15 protein-coding genes are annotated in these 17,366 nt (G+C 39.0%); 5 read left to right on the top strand and 10 right to left on the bottom strand.

What is annotated here, in order from left to right; translation table 11 throughout:
- Positions 1-15 precede the first annotated feature (15 nt).
- A complete protein-coding gene (locus tag CPRO_RS02230) occupies positions 16-567 on the top strand; it encodes a DJ-1 family glyoxalase III (protein WP_066047402.1) in 552 nt (183 codons plus the stop codon).
- On the opposite strand, the gene CPRO_RS02225 is transcribed toward CPRO_RS02230, so the two are convergent.
- Positions 539-958 (bottom strand): hypothetical protein, encoded by a 420-nt coding sequence (locus CPRO_RS02225; protein WP_066047396.1) that lies wholly within the window; start codon positions 956-958, stop codon positions 539-541. The genes CPRO_RS02230 and CPRO_RS02225 overlap by 29 nt on opposite strands.
- A gap of 88 nt (positions 959-1,046) precedes the next feature.
- Here CPRO_RS02225 and CPRO_RS02220 point away from each other — a divergent pair, with 88 nt between their 5' ends.
- Entirely contained in the window at positions 1,047-1,568 is a 522-nt protein-coding gene (locus CPRO_RS02220) for a DUF6648 family protein (RefSeq protein ID WP_082754195.1), read from the top strand.
- Positions 1,569-1,711: 143 nt separating this feature from the next.
- Here the strand turns inward: CPRO_RS02220 and CPRO_RS02215 are convergent, their stop codons facing one another.
- Complete coding sequence (locus CPRO_RS02215) at positions 1,712-2,575, bottom strand: MurR/RpiR family transcriptional regulator (protein WP_082754194.1); 864 nt, start codon at positions 2,573-2,575, stop codon at positions 1,712-1,714.
- A gap of 287 nt (positions 2,576-2,862) precedes the next feature.
- On the opposite strand from CPRO_RS02215, the gene CPRO_RS02210 reads away from it, so the two are divergent.
- The 3 genes from CPRO_RS02210 to spo0A all read left to right on the top strand — a co-directional run bounded on the left by CPRO_RS02210 (position 2,863) and on the right by spo0A (position 5,656).
- A complete protein-coding gene (locus tag CPRO_RS02210) occupies positions 2,863-3,369 on the top strand; it encodes a COG2426 family protein (protein ID WP_066047391.1) in 507 nt (168 codons plus the stop codon).
- Positions 3,370-3,380: 11 nt separating this feature from the next.
- Complete coding sequence (gene rsmA / locus CPRO_RS02205) at positions 3,381-4,256, top strand: 16S rRNA (adenine(1518)-N(6)/adenine(1519)-N(6))-dimethyltransferase RsmA (RefSeq protein ID WP_066047388.1); 876 nt, start codon at positions 3,381-3,383, stop codon at positions 4,254-4,256.
- A 608-nt stretch (positions 4,257-4,864) separates the two neighbouring features.
- Positions 4,865-5,656 carry a sporulation transcription factor Spo0A gene (gene spo0A / locus CPRO_RS02200; RefSeq protein WP_066047385.1) on the top strand — a complete coding sequence of 264 codons (792 nt, stop codon included), beginning with the start codon at positions 4,865-4,867 and terminating at the stop codon, positions 5,654-5,656.
- 385 nt (positions 5,657-6,041) lie between these two features.
- Here spo0A and lepA read toward each other — a convergent pair whose 3' ends face one another.
- From lepA to CPRO_RS02160, 8 genes are all read right to left on the bottom strand, one after another.
- Positions 6,042-7,853 carry a translation elongation factor 4 gene (gene lepA / locus CPRO_RS02195; RefSeq protein ID WP_066047382.1) on the bottom strand — a complete coding sequence of 604 codons (1,812 nt, stop codon included), beginning with the start codon at positions 7,851-7,853 and terminating at the stop codon, positions 6,042-6,044.
- Between the two features lie 216 nt (positions 7,854-8,069).
- Positions 8,070-8,288, bottom strand: a complete 219-nt coding sequence (locus CPRO_RS02190) for a hypothetical protein (RefSeq protein ID WP_066047379.1) — start codon at positions 8,286-8,288, stop codon at positions 8,070-8,072.
- 516 nt (positions 8,289-8,804) lie between these two features.
- Positions 8,805-10,256, bottom strand: a complete 1,452-nt coding sequence (locus CPRO_RS02185; protein ID WP_066047375.1) for a TrkH family potassium uptake protein — start codon at positions 10,254-10,256, stop codon at positions 8,805-8,807.
- A gap of 14 nt (positions 10,257-10,270) precedes the next feature.
- Complete coding sequence (gene trkA / locus CPRO_RS02180; RefSeq protein ID WP_066047372.1) at positions 10,271-11,629, bottom strand: Trk system potassium transporter TrkA; 1,359 nt, start codon at positions 11,627-11,629, stop codon at positions 10,271-10,273.
- A 249-nt stretch (positions 11,630-11,878) separates the two neighbouring features.
- On the bottom strand, positions 11,879-13,126 hold the full coding sequence (hisS, locus tag CPRO_RS02175) for a histidine--tRNA ligase (RefSeq protein WP_330383855.1): 1,248 nt from the start codon (positions 13,124-13,126) through the stop codon (positions 11,879-11,881).
- Complete coding sequence (hemZ, locus tag CPRO_RS02170; RefSeq protein WP_066047366.1) at positions 13,123-14,571, bottom strand: coproporphyrinogen dehydrogenase HemZ; 1,449 nt, start codon at positions 14,569-14,571, stop codon at positions 13,123-13,125. The genes hisS and hemZ overlap by 4 nt, the downstream gene beginning before the upstream one ends.
- 17 nt (positions 14,572-14,588) lie before the next feature.
- On the bottom strand, positions 14,589-15,041 hold the full coding sequence (gene dtd, locus CPRO_RS02165) for a D-aminoacyl-tRNA deacylase (protein WP_066047363.1): 453 nt from the start codon (positions 15,039-15,041) through the stop codon (positions 14,589-14,591).
- A gap of 15 nt (positions 15,042-15,056) precedes the next feature.
- Positions 15,057-17,294, bottom strand: a complete 2,238-nt coding sequence (locus CPRO_RS02160) for a RelA/SpoT family protein (RefSeq protein WP_418884299.1) — start codon at positions 17,292-17,294, stop codon at positions 15,057-15,059.
- Positions 17,295-17,366 lie beyond the last annotated feature (72 nt).

The raw sequence follows: 17,366 nt of genomic DNA, 5'->3' as shown, positions 1-17,366 counted from the left end.
TAGGAGGTTAAGCCAATGAAAACGGTTTATATTTTTCTTGCAGAAGGGTTTGAAGAAATGGAAGCAGTAACACCCTTAGATTTACTGCGCCGTGTTGGTGTAAATGCAAAATTTGTTTCCATCGGTTCATCCTTGCAAGTTAATGGTGCCCACAATATTTGTTACACTGCGGATATTTTTTTTGATGAGGCAGCAGCCAATAAAGCCCATGGCATCGTTTTGCCCGGTGGCATGCCAGGCACTCTAAATCTTTTGGCTCATCAAGGTCTGTGCAGCTTAATTCAAAGCTACTATGAGGAGCAAAAACCTGTTTGCGCTATTTGTGCAGCACCCCTAATTTTAGGTGAATTAAACCTTTTGAAAGGGAAAGTTGCCACCATATATCCAGGAATGGAAAATAAGCTGATTGGTGCGGTTCCATCCAAAAATCAAGTATGTGTTGATGGAAATATCATTACATCCCGCGGACCAGGTACAGCAATTCCTTTTGCACTGAAACTTGTTGAAATTTTTGCAGGCAAAAAAGCGGCCGATAAGCTTACAGCCGATATTGTTTATCAGATATAACAATTTCTCCAAAAATAAGTGGCAGCTCTGCTGGTAAAAAACAATTTTTACCCAGTTTTTCTGCGGCGGCTTCAACATCCTTCAGTTCTAAGTCATATATGTAAGAAATCTCTTGTGGCGTATAGGAAGCCGACATTCCTCGGGAAAGCTCTCTGCCAAACATTTTGCAGATGAGAGATGGCCCTGTTTGCATTAAGTGTAAAAAAGTGCCTTTTGTTATAATTGCAAGTTTTTCTTGTTCCATTATATTTGAAAGCTCTGTTGCGGACAGACATAACAGCTCTGAAACCTGCTCTTGTGCATAAGGTTGCGTCTCTGTTTTTAAAAAAATATCTATCGCTGCAATTTTGGGCTGAATTTCCCTTTGATAAAAATCTAAAAAAGTCTGCATATGTATCCTCTCCCTAATTGTTCTCTCATCATTGTAACAGGATGAATCAGGAGAAAGCCACAGGGAATGGATGGAAGCGAGGCAAAGCATGAATGCAATCCAAAAATATTTTAAATACCGGCAAAGTCTGATTGACCAATACATTAAAGGGGATATGACAAAAAAAGAATATCTCCAAAAAAACTATGAGGCAGTTGTCTATGGAAACATTGGTCCTTTCACAAATATGGATACTGTGGAAAAGGCATTATTTAACTATCAATATTACAATGCATTGGCAAAAGAACAAAAAACAATCAGCACCACCAAAGATATGGAGTATGAGCTAAAACAAGATTCATTGGAACAAAGCAACTATTATTACCACAAAAAGGACAAAGCCACTCTAGCAGTCTTACGGATGCTTGATTATAGAGGAACTGAAGCTTATTTTGTTAAGGTCCAAAGCAAATATCTTAAGGGAAAGCTTTTTGAAATTGTAATCGAGGAAGAAAATATCATTCTTCATTCAACCAGTTCTTTCATTTTAAAATGCCTGCGAGAAGAAGGTGTTTTCAGCGAAGGCAGCCGGAAATCCTTAATTGATGAATATGTGAACCATAGGTATTAGAGGAACAATTGAAGTTCTATAATCCAACGTGTTGATTATACCACAAAAAAAAGGGCTCTATGATACATAGACCCCTTTTTATGTTAAATCAAATATGTACTTTCTTCTCTAGACAATAATGTTAAAACAATCCCAATTCTCCTTTAAAAGAGACCAACTTTGGAAATATATTTATCAATGAGCTGTAATTTCGCTTCTGTTGAATAGCCCATCTTTCTACTGATAAAAGAACACAAAAGCTCCATAGTGAATAAAACCCCAACATAGGAATTGAAGAATGTATTGCTGTCTACACTCACCGTCAACAACTGGGTAGCATACTGAGCCAAAGGAGAGCTTGCCTTATCCGTAATCAAAATAATCTTAGCCCCTGCATCATATGCCATTTGTGCCGCCAGCAAATCCATTTCAGAATATCTGGGAAAGCTGACTGCAATAATGCAATCATTCTCTGTAATATCGCAAATATGGTCAATGACATTCAAGGCTGGATGGGAAGTTTCATAGACATCGGTCAATAAATGCTTTAGCAACAACAACATCATATCCCCAATGCAGGTGTTTGCTCTGGAAGTAACGATAAATTTTCGCTTACTTCCCGCGATTAGCCCTGCGGCCCGTTCAAATGCAAGTGTATCGTTGTGATTGATAGAATATTTTAAATTCTGCAGCACATTGGAAAAATAGCTTTCCACAATATCGCTTTGTCCTAATTTGCTGATGGATAATTTTAACCTTTCCGAAGGCACCGTAATATTATCTGATACACTATTGATTCTTTCAGTATAAGTTTTTCTGATACTTTTTTGAAAATCCATAAATCCCGAATAGCCCAGCGTCCGTGTAAAACGAATAACCGATGAATCGCTGACATGAAGCCTTTTCGCAATATCAGTAGAAGTAATAAAACAAGACTCCGCAAAATTGTCTAAAATAAATTCGGCAATAAGCTTTTCTTTTTTTGTCAGTTTAACGCCCATCAGTTGTGCTCTTAATTCCTCTGTCAAACCCTTCACCCCTTCAATATATAAAAAATGATATATCTATCTTAATAAAACACCATGTAATAGCATAAAATACTATCGAAAGTAAATATATTCCTATTGCTACATTATAACCTTACCAATACCATAATTTCAATACAAAACTGCAAAAGAACTTGAAAGAAAAGATTAATATTTTTTTCATGACTACCTGTTGTTTCAAATATCATATTAGTATATAATATAGATTCAAAGTATGGTAAAAATCAGCATGGGTCACATTCCCATGCTCTTTTTCAGGAGGAATTCAATTGGCTGAAACAATCGCAAACTGGTTTGTTACAAATTTACAAGGTTCCATCGCAAGGGAATTCATTGTTTTCATCGTATCTATGCTTCCTATTCTGGAACTAAGAGGTGGTATTATTGCAGGTTTTGCCATGCAAATGAATTGGCTGCCTACTTTCATCATCGCGTTGATTGGCAATCTACTGCCAATTCCGTTTATCTTGCTTTTTATTCGCTATATTTTCAAAGTGTTGGAAAAAACACCTCTGCGCAACTTTGTTACATGGTGTGAAAATAAAGCAAATGCAAAAAGCGATCAAATTCGTAAATATGAGTACTGGGGCATATTTCTTTTTGTTGCAGTTCCTCTGCCCGGCACAGGGGCATGGATGGGTGCTTTAATCAGCGCACTTCTTAACTTGGATCCCAAAAAGTCCTTCCCTGTCATTGTATTAGGCGTAATCACTGCAGGAATTATCGTATCTATTTTATCCTTCGGCTTATTGGGCCGCTTAGGCTTTGGCGCATAAAGGAGGCAAACATGACAGAACGAATATCAACCCCTTCAAAAACAAAACAGATTATTGAGGAGAATCATTTTACTTTCAAGAAGAATTTCGGGCAAAATTTTCTTATTGATTCAAATATTTTAGATAATATTTCCGAATGTGCAGACATCACCAAAGAGGATTGTGTGTTAGAAATCGGTCCGGGCATCGGTTCTCTCACTCAAGTTCTGGCAGAAAATGCAAGAGAAGTGGTTGCGGTGGAAATAGACAGAACGCTGATTCCCATTTTAAAGCAAACCCTAACGGGCTATGACAATGTGGAAATTTTAAATCAGGATATTTTGAAAACAGATATTGATGCAATTATCGCTGAAAAAAATAACGGCAAGCCTATAAAGGTGGTTGCTAACCTTCCCTATTACATCACCACCCCAATTATAATGGACTTGCTGGAAAAAAAGCGGCATATTGATTCCATTACGGTCATGGTGCAAAAAGAAGTGGCAGAACGCATGCAAGCAGGCCCCAAGGAAAAGGAATATGGCGCCTTGTCCATTGCAGTGCAATATTATTGCGACGCAAACTTAGATATGATTGTTCAGCCTTCTTGCTTCATGCCCCGCCCAAAGGTTGCCTCTGCGGTAATTACCCTTAAGGTACTTCCACAGCGCAAGGTGATCACCAAAGATGAGAATCTGTTTTTCCACTTGGTGAAATGTGCCTTTGGTCAGCGCAGGAAAACACTGCTAAATAGTTTGAACAATCAAGGGGATTTAAATCTTTCCAAAGAAGAACTTACCGCAATCATTACTTCTTTGGGCTGGGACGAGCGTATTCGTGGAGAAGCTCTGCGTATTCAGGACTTTGCAATTTTAACAGATGCAATCTTTGATAAACTCCATCATTAATTTCGTTGAAGCGGCTAGGGAAACGACTTTTGTCTTTTCTCTAGTCCTTTTCTTTATTTGAACGGGTGCTATTTTCACCCCAAACCCGCAAGTTCGAAGCTTTAAATGCTTTATTTTTCAATTTATGTGCTTTTGCATAAACATTCCACAGGATTCATCAAGTTTCATAATTTTTCGACTTTTTGTATCTTTTTTTCTTAAAAAAAGGATTTGATATATTACGATTCAGTTAATTATTTATCATTTTGAATATTGACGAAGCAATAATATTTTTAACATAATGTCATACTTTTTATAGAAAGTTAATCATTGGGCATATTTTATTAAAGAAAATGAAAAACTCGACAAGAAAAATATACCATTTTCAACCACAAAACTTGTCTTTTTTCTTCATTTCCTCTATTTCCCAATGCCACGAATCCCCAGAAATCAACACGGGCAATATTCCCCAGTGCAAACAGTGGGATTTTTTACAATATTGTTAAATTTTCGGTCTGAATTTGTCTGGCGAAAACACCTTGTCACCAGAATATTCCTGTACTATAATCATTCCAAAAGCAAGTAATATTTGCATATTCATTCATCAAACAACAATCGGAGGGATCATTTTGAATCAAAATAAAATAAAAGTGCTGTTAGCCGATGATAATAAGGATTTTTGTGATTTAATCGCAAATCATCTGAGTAAACAGGATGACATGACTGTTGTCGCAGTTGCCGTGGATGGCATAGACGCCATGAACAAAATCAGAGATACAGAACCAGATGTTGCAATTATCGACGGTATCATGCCTCGTCTGGATGGAATCGGCGTTCTGGAAAGACTGCAAAAAAACAGCGATATACATCAGCCTGTTACAATCATTCTTTCAGCTTTGTCTCAGGACAAGGTGGTTCAAAAAGCTATGGATTTGGGTGTTTCTTACTATATGGTAAAACCCTTTGATATGGATGCATTAACACAGCGCATCAGACAGCTGTTGCAAGAAAGACCCATGATTAAAAGCGGAATCCCCTCCTTTAGTCAAACACAACCAACTTTAGCCTATGATTTGGAAACAAAGGTAACGAACATTCTCCACGAAATTGGTGTTCCTGCTCATATCCGTGGCTATCATTATATGAGAGAAGCCATAATTATGAGCGTAAACGATATGGATGTATTAAATTACATTACAAAAGAGCTGTATCCTTCTATTGCAAAGAAGTGCAACACTACACCTTCCCGTGTAGAGCGTGCGATTCGCCATGCTATAGAAGTGGCTTGGAACCGAGGTAAAGTTGATGCCATTGATGCCCTTTTTGGTTATACCGTAAACAACCATAAAGGCAAGCCTACGAACAGCGAATTCATTGCGTTGATTGCCGACAGATTGCGCCTAGAGCAAAAAGCCGGTTAAATCATAAAACTCCTTTTATCATTTTATCCCCAAATATATTGAAATTTATAGACCCGGATTTGATTCGGGTCTATAAATTTGCCAAAAATCAGCCTTGTCTTATTTGTAAAAGGTCAGAATTTTGCAGTGTGTCATTAGCTTTAAGTAAGAACTGCTACAACATAAGTTTATAATTGAAATAAAAAAACTATCTTTTATAGAAACGAAACCCCCATTGCATCAGCCCATCCCTAATACCAAACTTCCTTCTTAGACTAAAACAAATAGTTCTTTCTTATAGAAAAAAGCAACCTTCATATTATTTTTCATAATCATAGCTTGCCAAGGTGACCAAAAAAAGAGGCACCATTGCAATCTGCAATGACACCTCTATGTGTTAGCAATATTATTCTTCTTCCAGTTTTAATACACTCATAAACGCCTGCTGAGGTACTTCTACGCTGCCAATCTGACGCATACGCTTTTTTCCCTCTTTCTGCTTCTCCAGCAGCTTTTTCTTACGACTGATATCACCACCATAGCATTTTGCCAAAACATCCTTACGTAAAGCACTAATGGTTTCTCTGGCAATAATCTTACTGCCGATTGCCGCCTGAATGGGAATTTCAAACTGATGTCTGGGAATTTCCTTTTTCAGCTTTTCGCACATTCTTCTGCCTCGATCCACAGCAGAATCTTTATGCACAATGAAAGAAAGGGCATCCACCGCTTCTCTGTTTACCATAATATCCAACTTTACCAATTCACTTTCTCGATATCCAATCAATGAATAATCAAAAGAAGCATAGCCACGGCTTCTGGATTTTAAAACATCAAAGAAATCATAAATAATCTCATTCAAAGGCATTTCATAGGTCAGTGTGGCTCTGGTGTCGTCCAAATATTCCATACTGATATATTCGCCACGTCTTTGCTGACAAAGCTCCATAATCGCCCCTATATAATCCTTTGGCAGCATAATTTCTGCCTTTACAATGGGCTCCTCCATTTTCGCGATACGTGCTGGATCTGGCATATTGCTGGGGTTGGAGAGGTCAAAGCTTGTCCCATCTGTAAGGTACACCTTATAAATAACGCTGGGCGCTGTTGTTACCAAGTCCAGATTATACTCTCTTTCCAATCTTTCCTGAACAATTTCCAAATGCAGCAATCCCAAAAAGCCACAACGATAACCAAAACCTAAAGCAATAGAGGTTTCAGGCTCAAAAAATAACGCTGCATCGTTTAGTTGCAATTTTTCCAAGGCATCTCTTAAATCAGGGTATTTTGCACCATCCACAGGGAAAACACCGCAATATACCATGGGATTCACTTTTTTATAGCCATGCAATGCCTCTGACGTAGGACACCTTGCATCTGTAACGGTATCGCCCACGCGAGTATCCGCAACGTTTTTAATGCTGGCAGTAAAATAACCTACCATACCCGCTTTCAGCTCTTCTGTTGGAATATATCGTCCCGGACCAAAAATACCAACCTCGATAACATCAAACTCCTTGCCTGTCGCCATCATACGAACTTTGCTTCCCTTTCGTACAGACCCGTCAAACACACGCATTAAAACAATAACACCTCTGTATTGATCGTAAACCGAGTCAAAAATCAACGCCTTTAAAGGTGCTTCTGGGTCTCCACTTGGCGCAGGGATATCAGTAATAACACGTTCCAAAACAGTTTCAATATTTATTCCGTTTTTTGCAGAAATTTCAGGGGCATCCAGAGCAGGGATACCGATGATGTCCTCAATTTCTTGTTTTGCCCAAGCAGGGTTTGCACTGGGCAAATCTATCTTATTGATAACAGGCAGTATCTCCAAATTGTTATCCAATGCCAAATATACATTTGCCAATGTTTGGGCTTCAATGCCCTGTGCGGCATCCACAATTAAAATAGCACCTTCGCAAGCCGCTAAGCTTCTGGAAACCTCATAGTTAAAGTCAACATGTCCCGGTGTATCAATTAAGTTAAATTCATATTCTTCTCCATCGCTTCCACGATAAACAAGACGCACCGCCTGAGATTTAATGGTAATGCCTCTTTCTCTTTCCAAATCCATATTATCCAAAACCTGTTCCTGCATTTCTCTGTCAGTAAGCAGGCCTGTTTTCTGAATCAGTCTGTCCGCCAAAGTTGATTTACCATGGTCAATATGTGCCACGATACAAAAATTTCGGATATTCTTTTGTCTGTCGGACATGAATTTCCCTCCTAAATTGTAAATTTACATACAGAAAAAATAATCGCCGGTAGAAAATTTTCCTAAAACTTTTTTGTAAAGAACCTAAAGGTTCTGAGTTCCAAAAATTTTCTCATCAACAAATTAATAAATTACACAAAACTCCTCTATTTTTCCGTTAAAATCCTACCGATTATATCATATAAAAGACTGTTAAGTCAAAGAAATTCGAGGAATTCAAGGCGCTTCTTTCTCTGCCTTTTTTTCTTTCTCCTCCTTGACTTTTTCCTTTTGTACAAAAACCACCCAGCACAAAGCGCAAATGCATGCAAATATCCAAAAAACCCAAGATATCTCTTTCATAAATGCCCCTAGCAGTACAAATACAATGAAGCCGATCTGGAAAATAAATTCTGTTTTTAATGTAGTTTTTTTGTTTTCTTCAGAATCTTTCATGTCATCTTTCCTTTCTACTGAAGTTCGCCCCTTGCTCATCAGTATATCATAAACTGTGAAAAACAACTATATAAACGTATTTTTCTGAAAAACTAGTGTAACAACAATACATAATATTCTGCAAACATTGCCTTTGAACAATTCAATTAAAATATCTCATTTTGAAATATTAAACTTCTATTATTCATTAAAATATTGTTTTTCTATAGATATTTTTAAAATTCCTTAAGCGTAGCTTAAGGTTCCATTCATAAATTATACACATTTATATTGTAAACTTTAGGAGAAGTGAAAAGGACGCCCCCTTTTACTTCTGCCCACGGTTGCTTCCCCGAGCAGCCGAGGGCCCCTTCCAAAGAATTGATAAGTTGCCTTTAGAGCGAATAAGCATAAAATTATTTAGCTAATAATCTGACTTCTAAAAAGGCTAGCTACCCTTAATCGGTTTATATAGATAACACACACCCCTTAAAAAGAAAAGCAGCCTGATGGCTGCTTTTCTTTTTACATCACACATTACATATAGCTTCTTCGCCAAAGCGATGGCGCAAATAGCATAATAATCGGAAAAATCTCCAATCTGCCCAACAACATATCAAGACAAAGCACAAGCTTGGAAAAATCCGAAAAGAAGTTGTAATTCTCAATGGGGCCTACCATAGCCAGACCCGGACCTACGTTGCCCACACAGGTTAACACCGAAGTAATGGAAGTTGTAAAGTCATAATTATTTAAGGAAATCAACAAAAATGAACCAAGCGTTATAAACAAATAAACAATAATAAATCCTGTTACTCCCCGCACAATTTCCTCATCCACCTTATGATCATCTAATTTGATGATATTAATTGACCTTGGATGAACAATATGGCGTATTTCCCGCCCTGCCATCTTAAGTAAAATAATTAAACGGGAAACTTTAATTCCACCGCCGGTGGAGCCACCACATGCGCCAACAATAATTAAAATCATAAGCAGAGATTTGGAAAGCTCCGGCCACAAATCATAATTCGCCGTTGCAAACCCTGTTGTGCTGATAATGGATAAAACTTGGAAAGCTGCATGACGAAAAGCACTTTCTACGGTTGGATATAAGCTTAGAATATTTACTGTTATAACTCCTATGGAACCTAAAATAATGAATAGATAATATTTTAGCTCCTCGTTTTTAAAGACATTTCGTGTGTCTTTAATTAAAAGCAGGTGATATAAGTTGAAATTTACGCTAAACAAAAACATAAATATCGTAATGATATACTCAAAATAAGGCCTATTATATGCTGCAATGCTAGCATTTCTTATAGAAAAGCCACCGGTTCCCGCCGTTGAAAATGAATTTACAATGCTGTCAAACAGTGGCATTCCCCCTGCAAACAATAATGTAATCTGTACTAGTGTCAACACAATATAAATACCATATAAGAGCTTTGCCGTAGCCTTCACCTTAGGCACCAGCTTACTTACCACCGGCCCCGGTGCTTCCGCACGCATTAAATGCATGGAACGCTCATCTACCGCTGGCATAATAGCCAGCATAAAAACCAGAATTCCCATACCCCCAATCCAGTGGGTAAAGCTTCTCCAGAATAAAATACTCATGGGCAAGCTTTCAATATCAGTTAATATGGATGCTCCGGTTGTTGTAAACCCTGATACTGTTTCAAAAAAACAATTTACAACGCCATCAATAGCACCGCTAAAATAAAAAGGCATCGCTCCGAAAATAGACATTATAATCCATGCAAGGGCAACAATCACAAAACCTTCCCGCCCATAAATTCTCTTGTCCTTGGGTTCTGCTTTAACAAAAATTGTACCAACGAACAATGCAATGCCAATGGTAAGAAGAAAAGCAATCAGAGCTTTTCTTTCACCATAAAATATGGCAATCAATGCAGGAGCACATAAAAATAAACCCTCAACCCTCAAGATATTGCCTAATATATAGGCCATCATATGATAATTCATACCTATTCTCCGTTTTATTTTTTAATTTCATTTAAATCAGAGAGGTGCCTTTTTGTTGTAACAACAACAACATTATCACCTTTCTCAATCATATCACTTCCGTTGGGGATGATAATTTGTGAACCACGAATGATTGCAGCAACAATAAGTCCATCTCTTCTTTTGAAATTTTTCAAAGGAATTCCGACAATGGCAGAATCCTCTCGTACCTTAAACTCAACCGCTTCAACTTGATCGTTTATCATGGTATGCAAGGTTACAACGTTATTGTCCCTCATTGAATTCTTCATAGCACGTACATATCTCACTATATTTTGTGCAGCAATTGTCTTAGGCGAAATAAAGCTATCTATATTTAAGCTGTCCATGATTTCATAAAATGAAATTTTATTTACCTTTGCAATAACTTTGGAAACCTTTTTTTCTTTTGCATATAAAGCAACAATAATATTCTCTTCATCCATCCCCGTTAAAGTTACAAATGCATCGGTTTTTTCTAATCCCTCTTCATGCAATAACTCCTTTTCTGTACCATCACCGTGAATGATAACAGATTCCGGCAAAACCTCACAAAGATATTCACAGCGTTTCAAATCTCTTTCGATAATCTTTACCTTTACATGGATTGAACTTAATTCCTTAGCCAAATAGTATGCTATTCTCCCGCCACCAATGATCATAACGGATTTGACGCCAGTACGGAAAACACCAATGGCACGGAAAAAGTTGGCTATTTCTAAATGAGAAGCGGTAATATTAATTTTATCTCCTGCCTTTAATACAAACTCTCCCCCGGGAATAATGACCTGATCTTCACGCTGAACAGCGCAAATCAGTATCTTAACCTGAAATTCCTTATAAATTGCCCAAAGGGGCATACCATCTAATGGGCTATGCTCAGGTATTTTTAACTCTACTAATTCAACCTTGCCACGAGCAAAAGGTTCTATTTTAATTGCCGATGGAAACCTAAGCAGTCTGGAAATTTCCGTTGCTGCCGCCAACTCAGGATTTACTGCCATGCTTAAGCCCAATTCTTCTTTAATCAGACTCATTTGCTGAAAATACTCGGGATTACGAACACGGGCAATGGTATTTTTTGCCCCAAGCTTTTTGCCCAAAAGGCAACAAAGCATGTTCACCTCGTCCGCAGAGGTAGCAGCAATCAACACATCTGTTTGCTGAATACCAGCCTCCCTTAAAACTGACGCTGTGGCACCATTTCCTTCAATGCAAAAAATATCCATGGTATTGCCCGAATTCGTCAATACCGCCGCATTATTATCTATTACAATCACATCATGTCCTTCTAGAGAAAGCTGATTGGCAATGGTACTACCCACCTTGCCATCCCCTACAATTACAATCTTCAATTTACTTCCTCCTTGAAATTACCAATTCTAATTCTTGTATCTAATCAGATACATGTCCTGCCATTTATCATATTATGCTAACACTTTCCTATTAGAAATACAAGGCATTTCAATCAAATATAACCAACCATATAATTATTACATAGAAAAGCGCCTCAAAGAAATAAGAGACGCTTTTTTATCTATATATCTGTTTTTGCTACTGTTTTTTACCCATAAAACAACCTCTTATAAAAGCCTGTTTCAATGTTATTTGCACTTCTCTGCCAAAACATGAGACAGTTCTGTAAGGGTTACTGTAGTTTTTTCACCGGTCTCCATCTCTTTCAATTCAACTGCACCATTTTCCAACTCACTGTCACCAATGACCAGGGAATATCTAGCGCCAATCTTATTGGCATATTTCATCTGTGCCTTGACGCTTCTCTCTACCGTATCACAATCCGCAGAAATTCCGTTTTTTCTTAAAGCCAAGGCTATTCCCTGTGCCTTTAAAAAACCTTTTTCTCCCATGGAACCGATAAATACATCTCTCTTTGGTACTTCAGTGATTTCACCCTTCTGCTTTTCCAAAATCATAACCAACCGCTCAATCCCCAGACCAAACCCAACGGCACCCGTAGGTTTTCCGCCGCATTCTTCAATCAGATTATCATAACGACCACCACCGCAAACGGTAAGCCCATCAGAAACAAATTCAAACACTGTTCTGGTGTAGTAGTCTAAACCACGGACTATTTTGGGGTCAATGGTAAAAGCAATGCCCATCTCTGTCAAAATATCTTGTACCTTTTGGAAATGTTCGGTGCACTCCTCATCCAGACATTCTAGAACAGAGGGCGCGTTTGCAATAATTTCTTTACATCTTTCTTCTTTGCAATCCAAAACCCGCAAAGGATTCTTTTCAAAACGCTCCTTGCAAGTAGGACAAAGCTTATCCAAGTTCTGCCCAATAAAATCCCGTAACTTTTTGTTGTAGCGGCTACGGCAATCAGGGCAACCCAAACTGTTCATCCGCAACTCAACACCTTCAATACCCATTTCCTCCAATAAAGCAGCAGCTACCGAAATGGATTCTGCATCCTGAGCAGGACTGTAGGAACCCAGCATTTCTACACCAAATTGGTGAAACTGACGCTGACGACCCGCTTGCGTATTTTCGCAACGGAAGGTAGGGGAAATATAATACAGTTTTGTTGGTTGTGCTTGATTGTGCATGCCATGCTCGATATAAGCACGGGCAACACCCGCTGTGCCCTCAGGACGCAACGTTAAAGAACGATCTCCGTCATCTGTAAAGGTATACATCTCCTTTTGCACAATATCTGTAGTTTCACCTACACCACGCACAAAAAGCTCTGTAAATTCAATAATGGGTGTTCTGATTTCGCCAATACCAAAGGTATGACAAAGCCGTCTCATTTTATTTTCGATTTCCTGCCAAGCAGATACCTCTGCGGCAAAAATATCCTTAGTGCCTTTCACCAACTGAATCATTTCCATCCTCCTTTAGGTAATCCCTGTTCCTTGCGGGCAATCATTTCGTCAATCCTTGCGATATAATCCTCAACGCTCTTGACGTTAAAAACACGCTCAATTTTATCCGTATTTGGATCAACCGTTTTTGTGCTTGCACCTGCTCCCGCCGCCAAAACGGTCTGTTTTTCCTCCATGATTTGGACGTTGTATACACCCTCTTTTCCGGGATGACAGTAACCAACGTTTTCAAAATTCCCCACCATGTTTTTCTGACGATACATATAATAAGGCTCCATGCCCATTTTTTCTGCATATTCCGCCGCAATGGCAAGCATCCTCTCCAGAGACTCCGCCGTTGATAAGGTATGCTGGTCAAACTCCTCCTTCAAACGAGAGGCACGTTTTACTGCTAAGGTATGCACCGTAATATTATCTGGAGCCAGGGCTAAAATTTCCTTCATGGTTTGTTCCACATCTCGGGGTTCTTCCCCCGGTAAGCCTAAAATCAAATCCATATTAATATTCTCATGCCCCAATTCTCTGGCTTCCTGAAAAACATGGCGAATATCTTCCACAGAATGCTTTCTTCCGATTCGCTTTAAGGTTTCCTCATTCATGGTTTGGGGATTAATGGAGATACGGTTTACACCATATTCCTTCATTAACCGCAGTTTTTCCTTGGTGATGGTATCAGGACGTCCTGCTTCCACAGTATATTCCATATCATCTGTATGGAAAAGCTCTGCCACCTTTCTCAAAAGCCGCTCCAATTGCAGTTCCGATAAGGAAGTGGGTGTGCCCCCACCGATGTAAATATTCTTCAGCTCAAAGTCCTTGGCATACTCAGCCAAGAATTCCAATTCTCGAAACATAGCATCCAGATATTCATCTACCCTATCTTTATACTGTGCCAAGGGATATGCCGTAAAGGAGCAGTATAAGCATCTGGTGGGACAAAAAGGAATGCCGATATACAAACTGATATGGTTTGGTTTGTTTTTCTCCAAAAGTTTTTGCTCTGCCTTTGCAACAGTAAGGGCAAGTCTCGCTTTGTGCTCCATCACCAGATAGTCCTTTGTCAGATACTCTAAGGCAAATTCTTCGTTTTTCCCTTCTGCCAAAAGCCCGCTGATTATTTTTGCAGGGCGAACCCCTGTAAGTAAGCCCCATTGGGGACGCAAACCTGTTTCTTCCTTTAGCAGTTCATAAATTGAAAGCTTTACCAGACGCTTTTCTTCCTTTTCTGATGTATCCTTCCCATATGCTATAGACCATTGATTCACTTTTTCCCCATCACGATAAAGCATTGCCGAAGCAATGCCATTTTCCATACAGCTGATTACGGATAATCCCGAAGAAGCAACTTCCTCCGTTCGGATATAATGAAGGTTTGGATAAAAAACCTGAATCATTGTCTGTACATCATTTTGCAGTTCATGTCCCTGAAGAATATAGTGTATCATTCGTATTTCCCTTTGCTTTAAAATAATTTTTCGCTGTCCAAAAGCAATGTAACAGGACCATCGTTTACCAAGGCAACTTTCATGTCTGCCTGAAACTGACCTGTTGCAACCTTTTTTATAGGCATTTCCTTAGCTTTTTCGCATAATCTCTCAAACAGACCTGCCGCTACATCCGGCGCCGCTCCGCTGGAATAACCGGGTCTTCTACCCTTTCTTGAATCACCGTAAAGGGTAAAATTAGGAACAATTAATAGCTCACCGCCAATATCCAAAAGAGAAAGGTTCATTTTCCCGTTCTCATCTTCAAAAATTCGAAGGTTTACCACCTTATCCAGCATATATTCCATGGTCTTTTCATCATCAGTTCCCAGCATACCGAAAAGTACCATAATGCCTTTTCCAATTTCACCGATTACCTGGCCATCCACCGTAACACTGGCACTTGTCACTCTTTGCAATACACCACGCATAAGCTCCTCCTATTTTTATCCTGTCACACGTTCTATATCTATAACATCCTTTACACTCTTAATTCGTTTTGTAATTCGTACCAACTGATCTTTTGTTCTAATCTCCAGCGTAATGTTGAAGATTGCCAACATATCTTTTGTGGTACGAATATTAAAGCCTTTCACAGAAATATCTTCATCCGCTAACAAACGGCTAATTTCAAATAAAAGCCCTGTTCTATCATTGGCAATGACACGAATTTCTGCCAAATAAGATGCACTTAAAACATCTCCATGGGTATAGTGGGAGTCCCACTCCGCATTGATTAAACGGCCTCTTTCGTCATCACTTAAATTCATAATATTGACACAGTCTGTCCGATGGATGGTAACACCACGGCCTCTAGTAACAAAACCGATAATTTCATCCCCGGGCACCGGGCTGCAACATTTTGAAAAACGCACTGCAACATCGCCAACTCCCTCAACCACAATGCCGCTTTTGCTTTTTTTCTTCTTGGGTATGGGCTTTTGGTCAACGGTTTTTTCAAAATCCTGCAAGATTTCCTCTGCCGTTTGTTTTTTTCGCTTCTCTTTTAAATACTCATCAATCAGGCGGTTTACTACCTGCCCTTCCTTAATACCACCATAACCAATAGCAGCCATAATGGAATCCCAGTTTTTGAAGTCGTATTTATCCATAATCAGCTCCATCCACTCGGGACGCAGAAGGTCATTGGATGCATAACCCTTCTTCTTCATATCGCTGAGAAGCATTTCTTTTCCACGAAGAATGTTATCTTCCTTTTCTTCCTTCTTAAACCATTGCTTGATTTTTGATCTGGCTTGAGAGCTTTTCACTAAGGAAAGCCAATCTCGACTAGGCCCCCTTGAATTTTGGGAGGTCATTATCTCTACAATATCGCCATTTTGTATATTATAATCGATTGTAACCATGCGGTTATTCACCCGAGCTCCTACCATTTTGTTCCCTACAGCAGAATGAATCATATAAGCAAAGTCAATGGGTGTGGAATCTTTGGGTAATTGCACCACTCTGCCTTGGGGTGTAAACGCATAAACCTGGGTTGTAAACACATTTAGATCCAGTTTAATGGTATCCAGATATTCCTTATTATCGGACATATCTCTTTGCCACTCCAAAATTTGGCGCAACCAAACAAGCTTTTCTTCCTCTGTCTTCTCGCTGGTGTCTCCTGTTTTACCCTCTTTGTATTTCCAATGGGCGGCAATACCATATTCACTGGTACGATGCATGTCCCATGTACGAATCTGTATCTCAAAAGGCTGTCCGTTTGGTCCAATTAAGGTATTATGCAAGGACTGATACATATTGGGCTTAGGCATGGCGATGTAATCTTTAAACCGCCCCAGCATAGGAGTATACATGGTATGCACAATACCCAAAACCGCATAGCAATCCTTAATACTATCCACAATGGCACGAACGGCAAACAAATCGTAAATTTGATCCAGCGTCTTATTCTGATTCACCATTTTTTTGTAGATACTGAAAAAATGCTTGCTTCTGCCTTCAATCTTACCGGAAATTCCGGCTTCGTCCATTTTAGATTTCACCTCAGTTACAATGTTTTGCACAAAGGCTTCTCTCTCTACTCTTTTTTTCTCAATCTTTGCCGCCAAATCAAAATAAGCTTCCGGGTTCAAATACTTAAAGCAAAGGTCTTCCATTTCCGTACGAATTTTGGAAATACCCAGTCTATGAGCCAAAGGTGCATAAATGTCCAAGGTTTCTTGGGCTTTTTCATGCTGCTTCTCCGGTGTCATATAATTCAGCGTACGCATATTATGGAGTCTGTCTGCCAGCTTAATCAAAATAACACGGATATCCTTGGCCATAGCAAGAAACATTTTACGGTAATTTTCTGCCTGAATTTCTTCCTTGGTTGTATAAGAAAGCTTACCCAGCTTGGTAACGCCGTCAACCAAGGAGGCAACTTCTTCACTAAATAACTTGGCAATATCATCATGGCTGTAATTGGTATCCTCAATCACATCGTGGAGAATTCCCGCCACGATAGATTCCATGTCCAATTCCAGCTCTGCTAAGATATATGCCACTTTTAAGGGATGGATGACATATGGCTCGCCTGATTTTCTTTTTTGTTCCTTGTGGGCATCTGCTGCCAGCGCATACGCCCTTTCTAGCATACTAAAATCCTTAGACGGATGATACTGCTTAATCCGCTCCAGTAGCTCTTGGAATAATTGGTCTGCTGTTGCCATGTCCATCACCTCCTTATTTTCTATGACTATGTCATTTTTTTACATAATTGTCGAAAAAACCTGTAAATTTGATTATAA

The organism is Anaerotignum propionicum DSM 1682, assembly GCF_001561955.1.
In the GTDB taxonomy this organism is placed as follows: domain Bacteria; phylum Bacillota; class Clostridia; order Lachnospirales; family Anaerotignaceae; genus Chakrabartyella; species Chakrabartyella propionicum.
Note: the sequence above shows the minus strand (reverse complement) of the source record. Positions and strands in the feature narration are given on the sequence as shown.

Bases quoted from the DNA above. Each gene is read 5' to 3' on its own strand.
- CPRO_RS02230 (WP_066047402.1), top strand. From the start codon at position 16: ATGAAAACGGTTTATATTTTTCTTGCAGAAGGGTTTGAAGAAATGGAA.
- CPRO_RS02225 (WP_066047396.1), bottom strand. From the start codon at position 958: ATGCAGACTTTTTTAGATTTTTATCAAAGGGAAATTCAGCCCAAAATT.
- CPRO_RS02220 (WP_082754195.1), top strand. From the start codon at position 1,047: ATGAATGCAATCCAAAAATATTTTAAATACCGGCAAAGTCTGATTGAC.
- rsmA (WP_066047388.1), top strand. From the start codon at position 3,381: ATGACAGAACGAATATCAACCCCTTCAAAAACAAAACAGATTATTGAG.
- lepA (WP_066047382.1), bottom strand. From the start codon at position 7,853: ATGTCCGACAGACAAAAGAATATCCGAAATTTTTGTATCGTGGCACAT.
- CPRO_RS02190 (WP_066047379.1), bottom strand. From the start codon at position 8,288: ATGAAAGATTCTGAAGAAAACAAAAAAACTACATTAAAAACAGAATTT.
- CPRO_RS02185 (WP_066047375.1), bottom strand. From the start codon at position 10,256: ATGAATTATCATATGATGGCCTATATATTAGGCAATATCTTGAGGGTT.
- hisS (WP_330383855.1), bottom strand. From the start codon at position 13,126: ATGATTCAGTTGGTGAAAGGCACTAAGGATATTTTTGCCGCAGAGGTA.
- hemZ (WP_066047366.1), bottom strand. From the start codon at position 14,571: ATGATACACTATATTCTTCAGGGACATGAACTGCAAAATGATGTACAG.
- dtd (WP_066047363.1), bottom strand. From the start codon at position 15,041: ATGCGTGGTGTATTGCAAAGAGTGACAAGTGCCAGTGTTACGGTGGAT.
- CPRO_RS02160 (WP_418884299.1), bottom strand. From the start codon at position 17,294: ATGGACATGGCAACAGCAGACCAATTATTCCAAGAGCTACTGGAGCGG.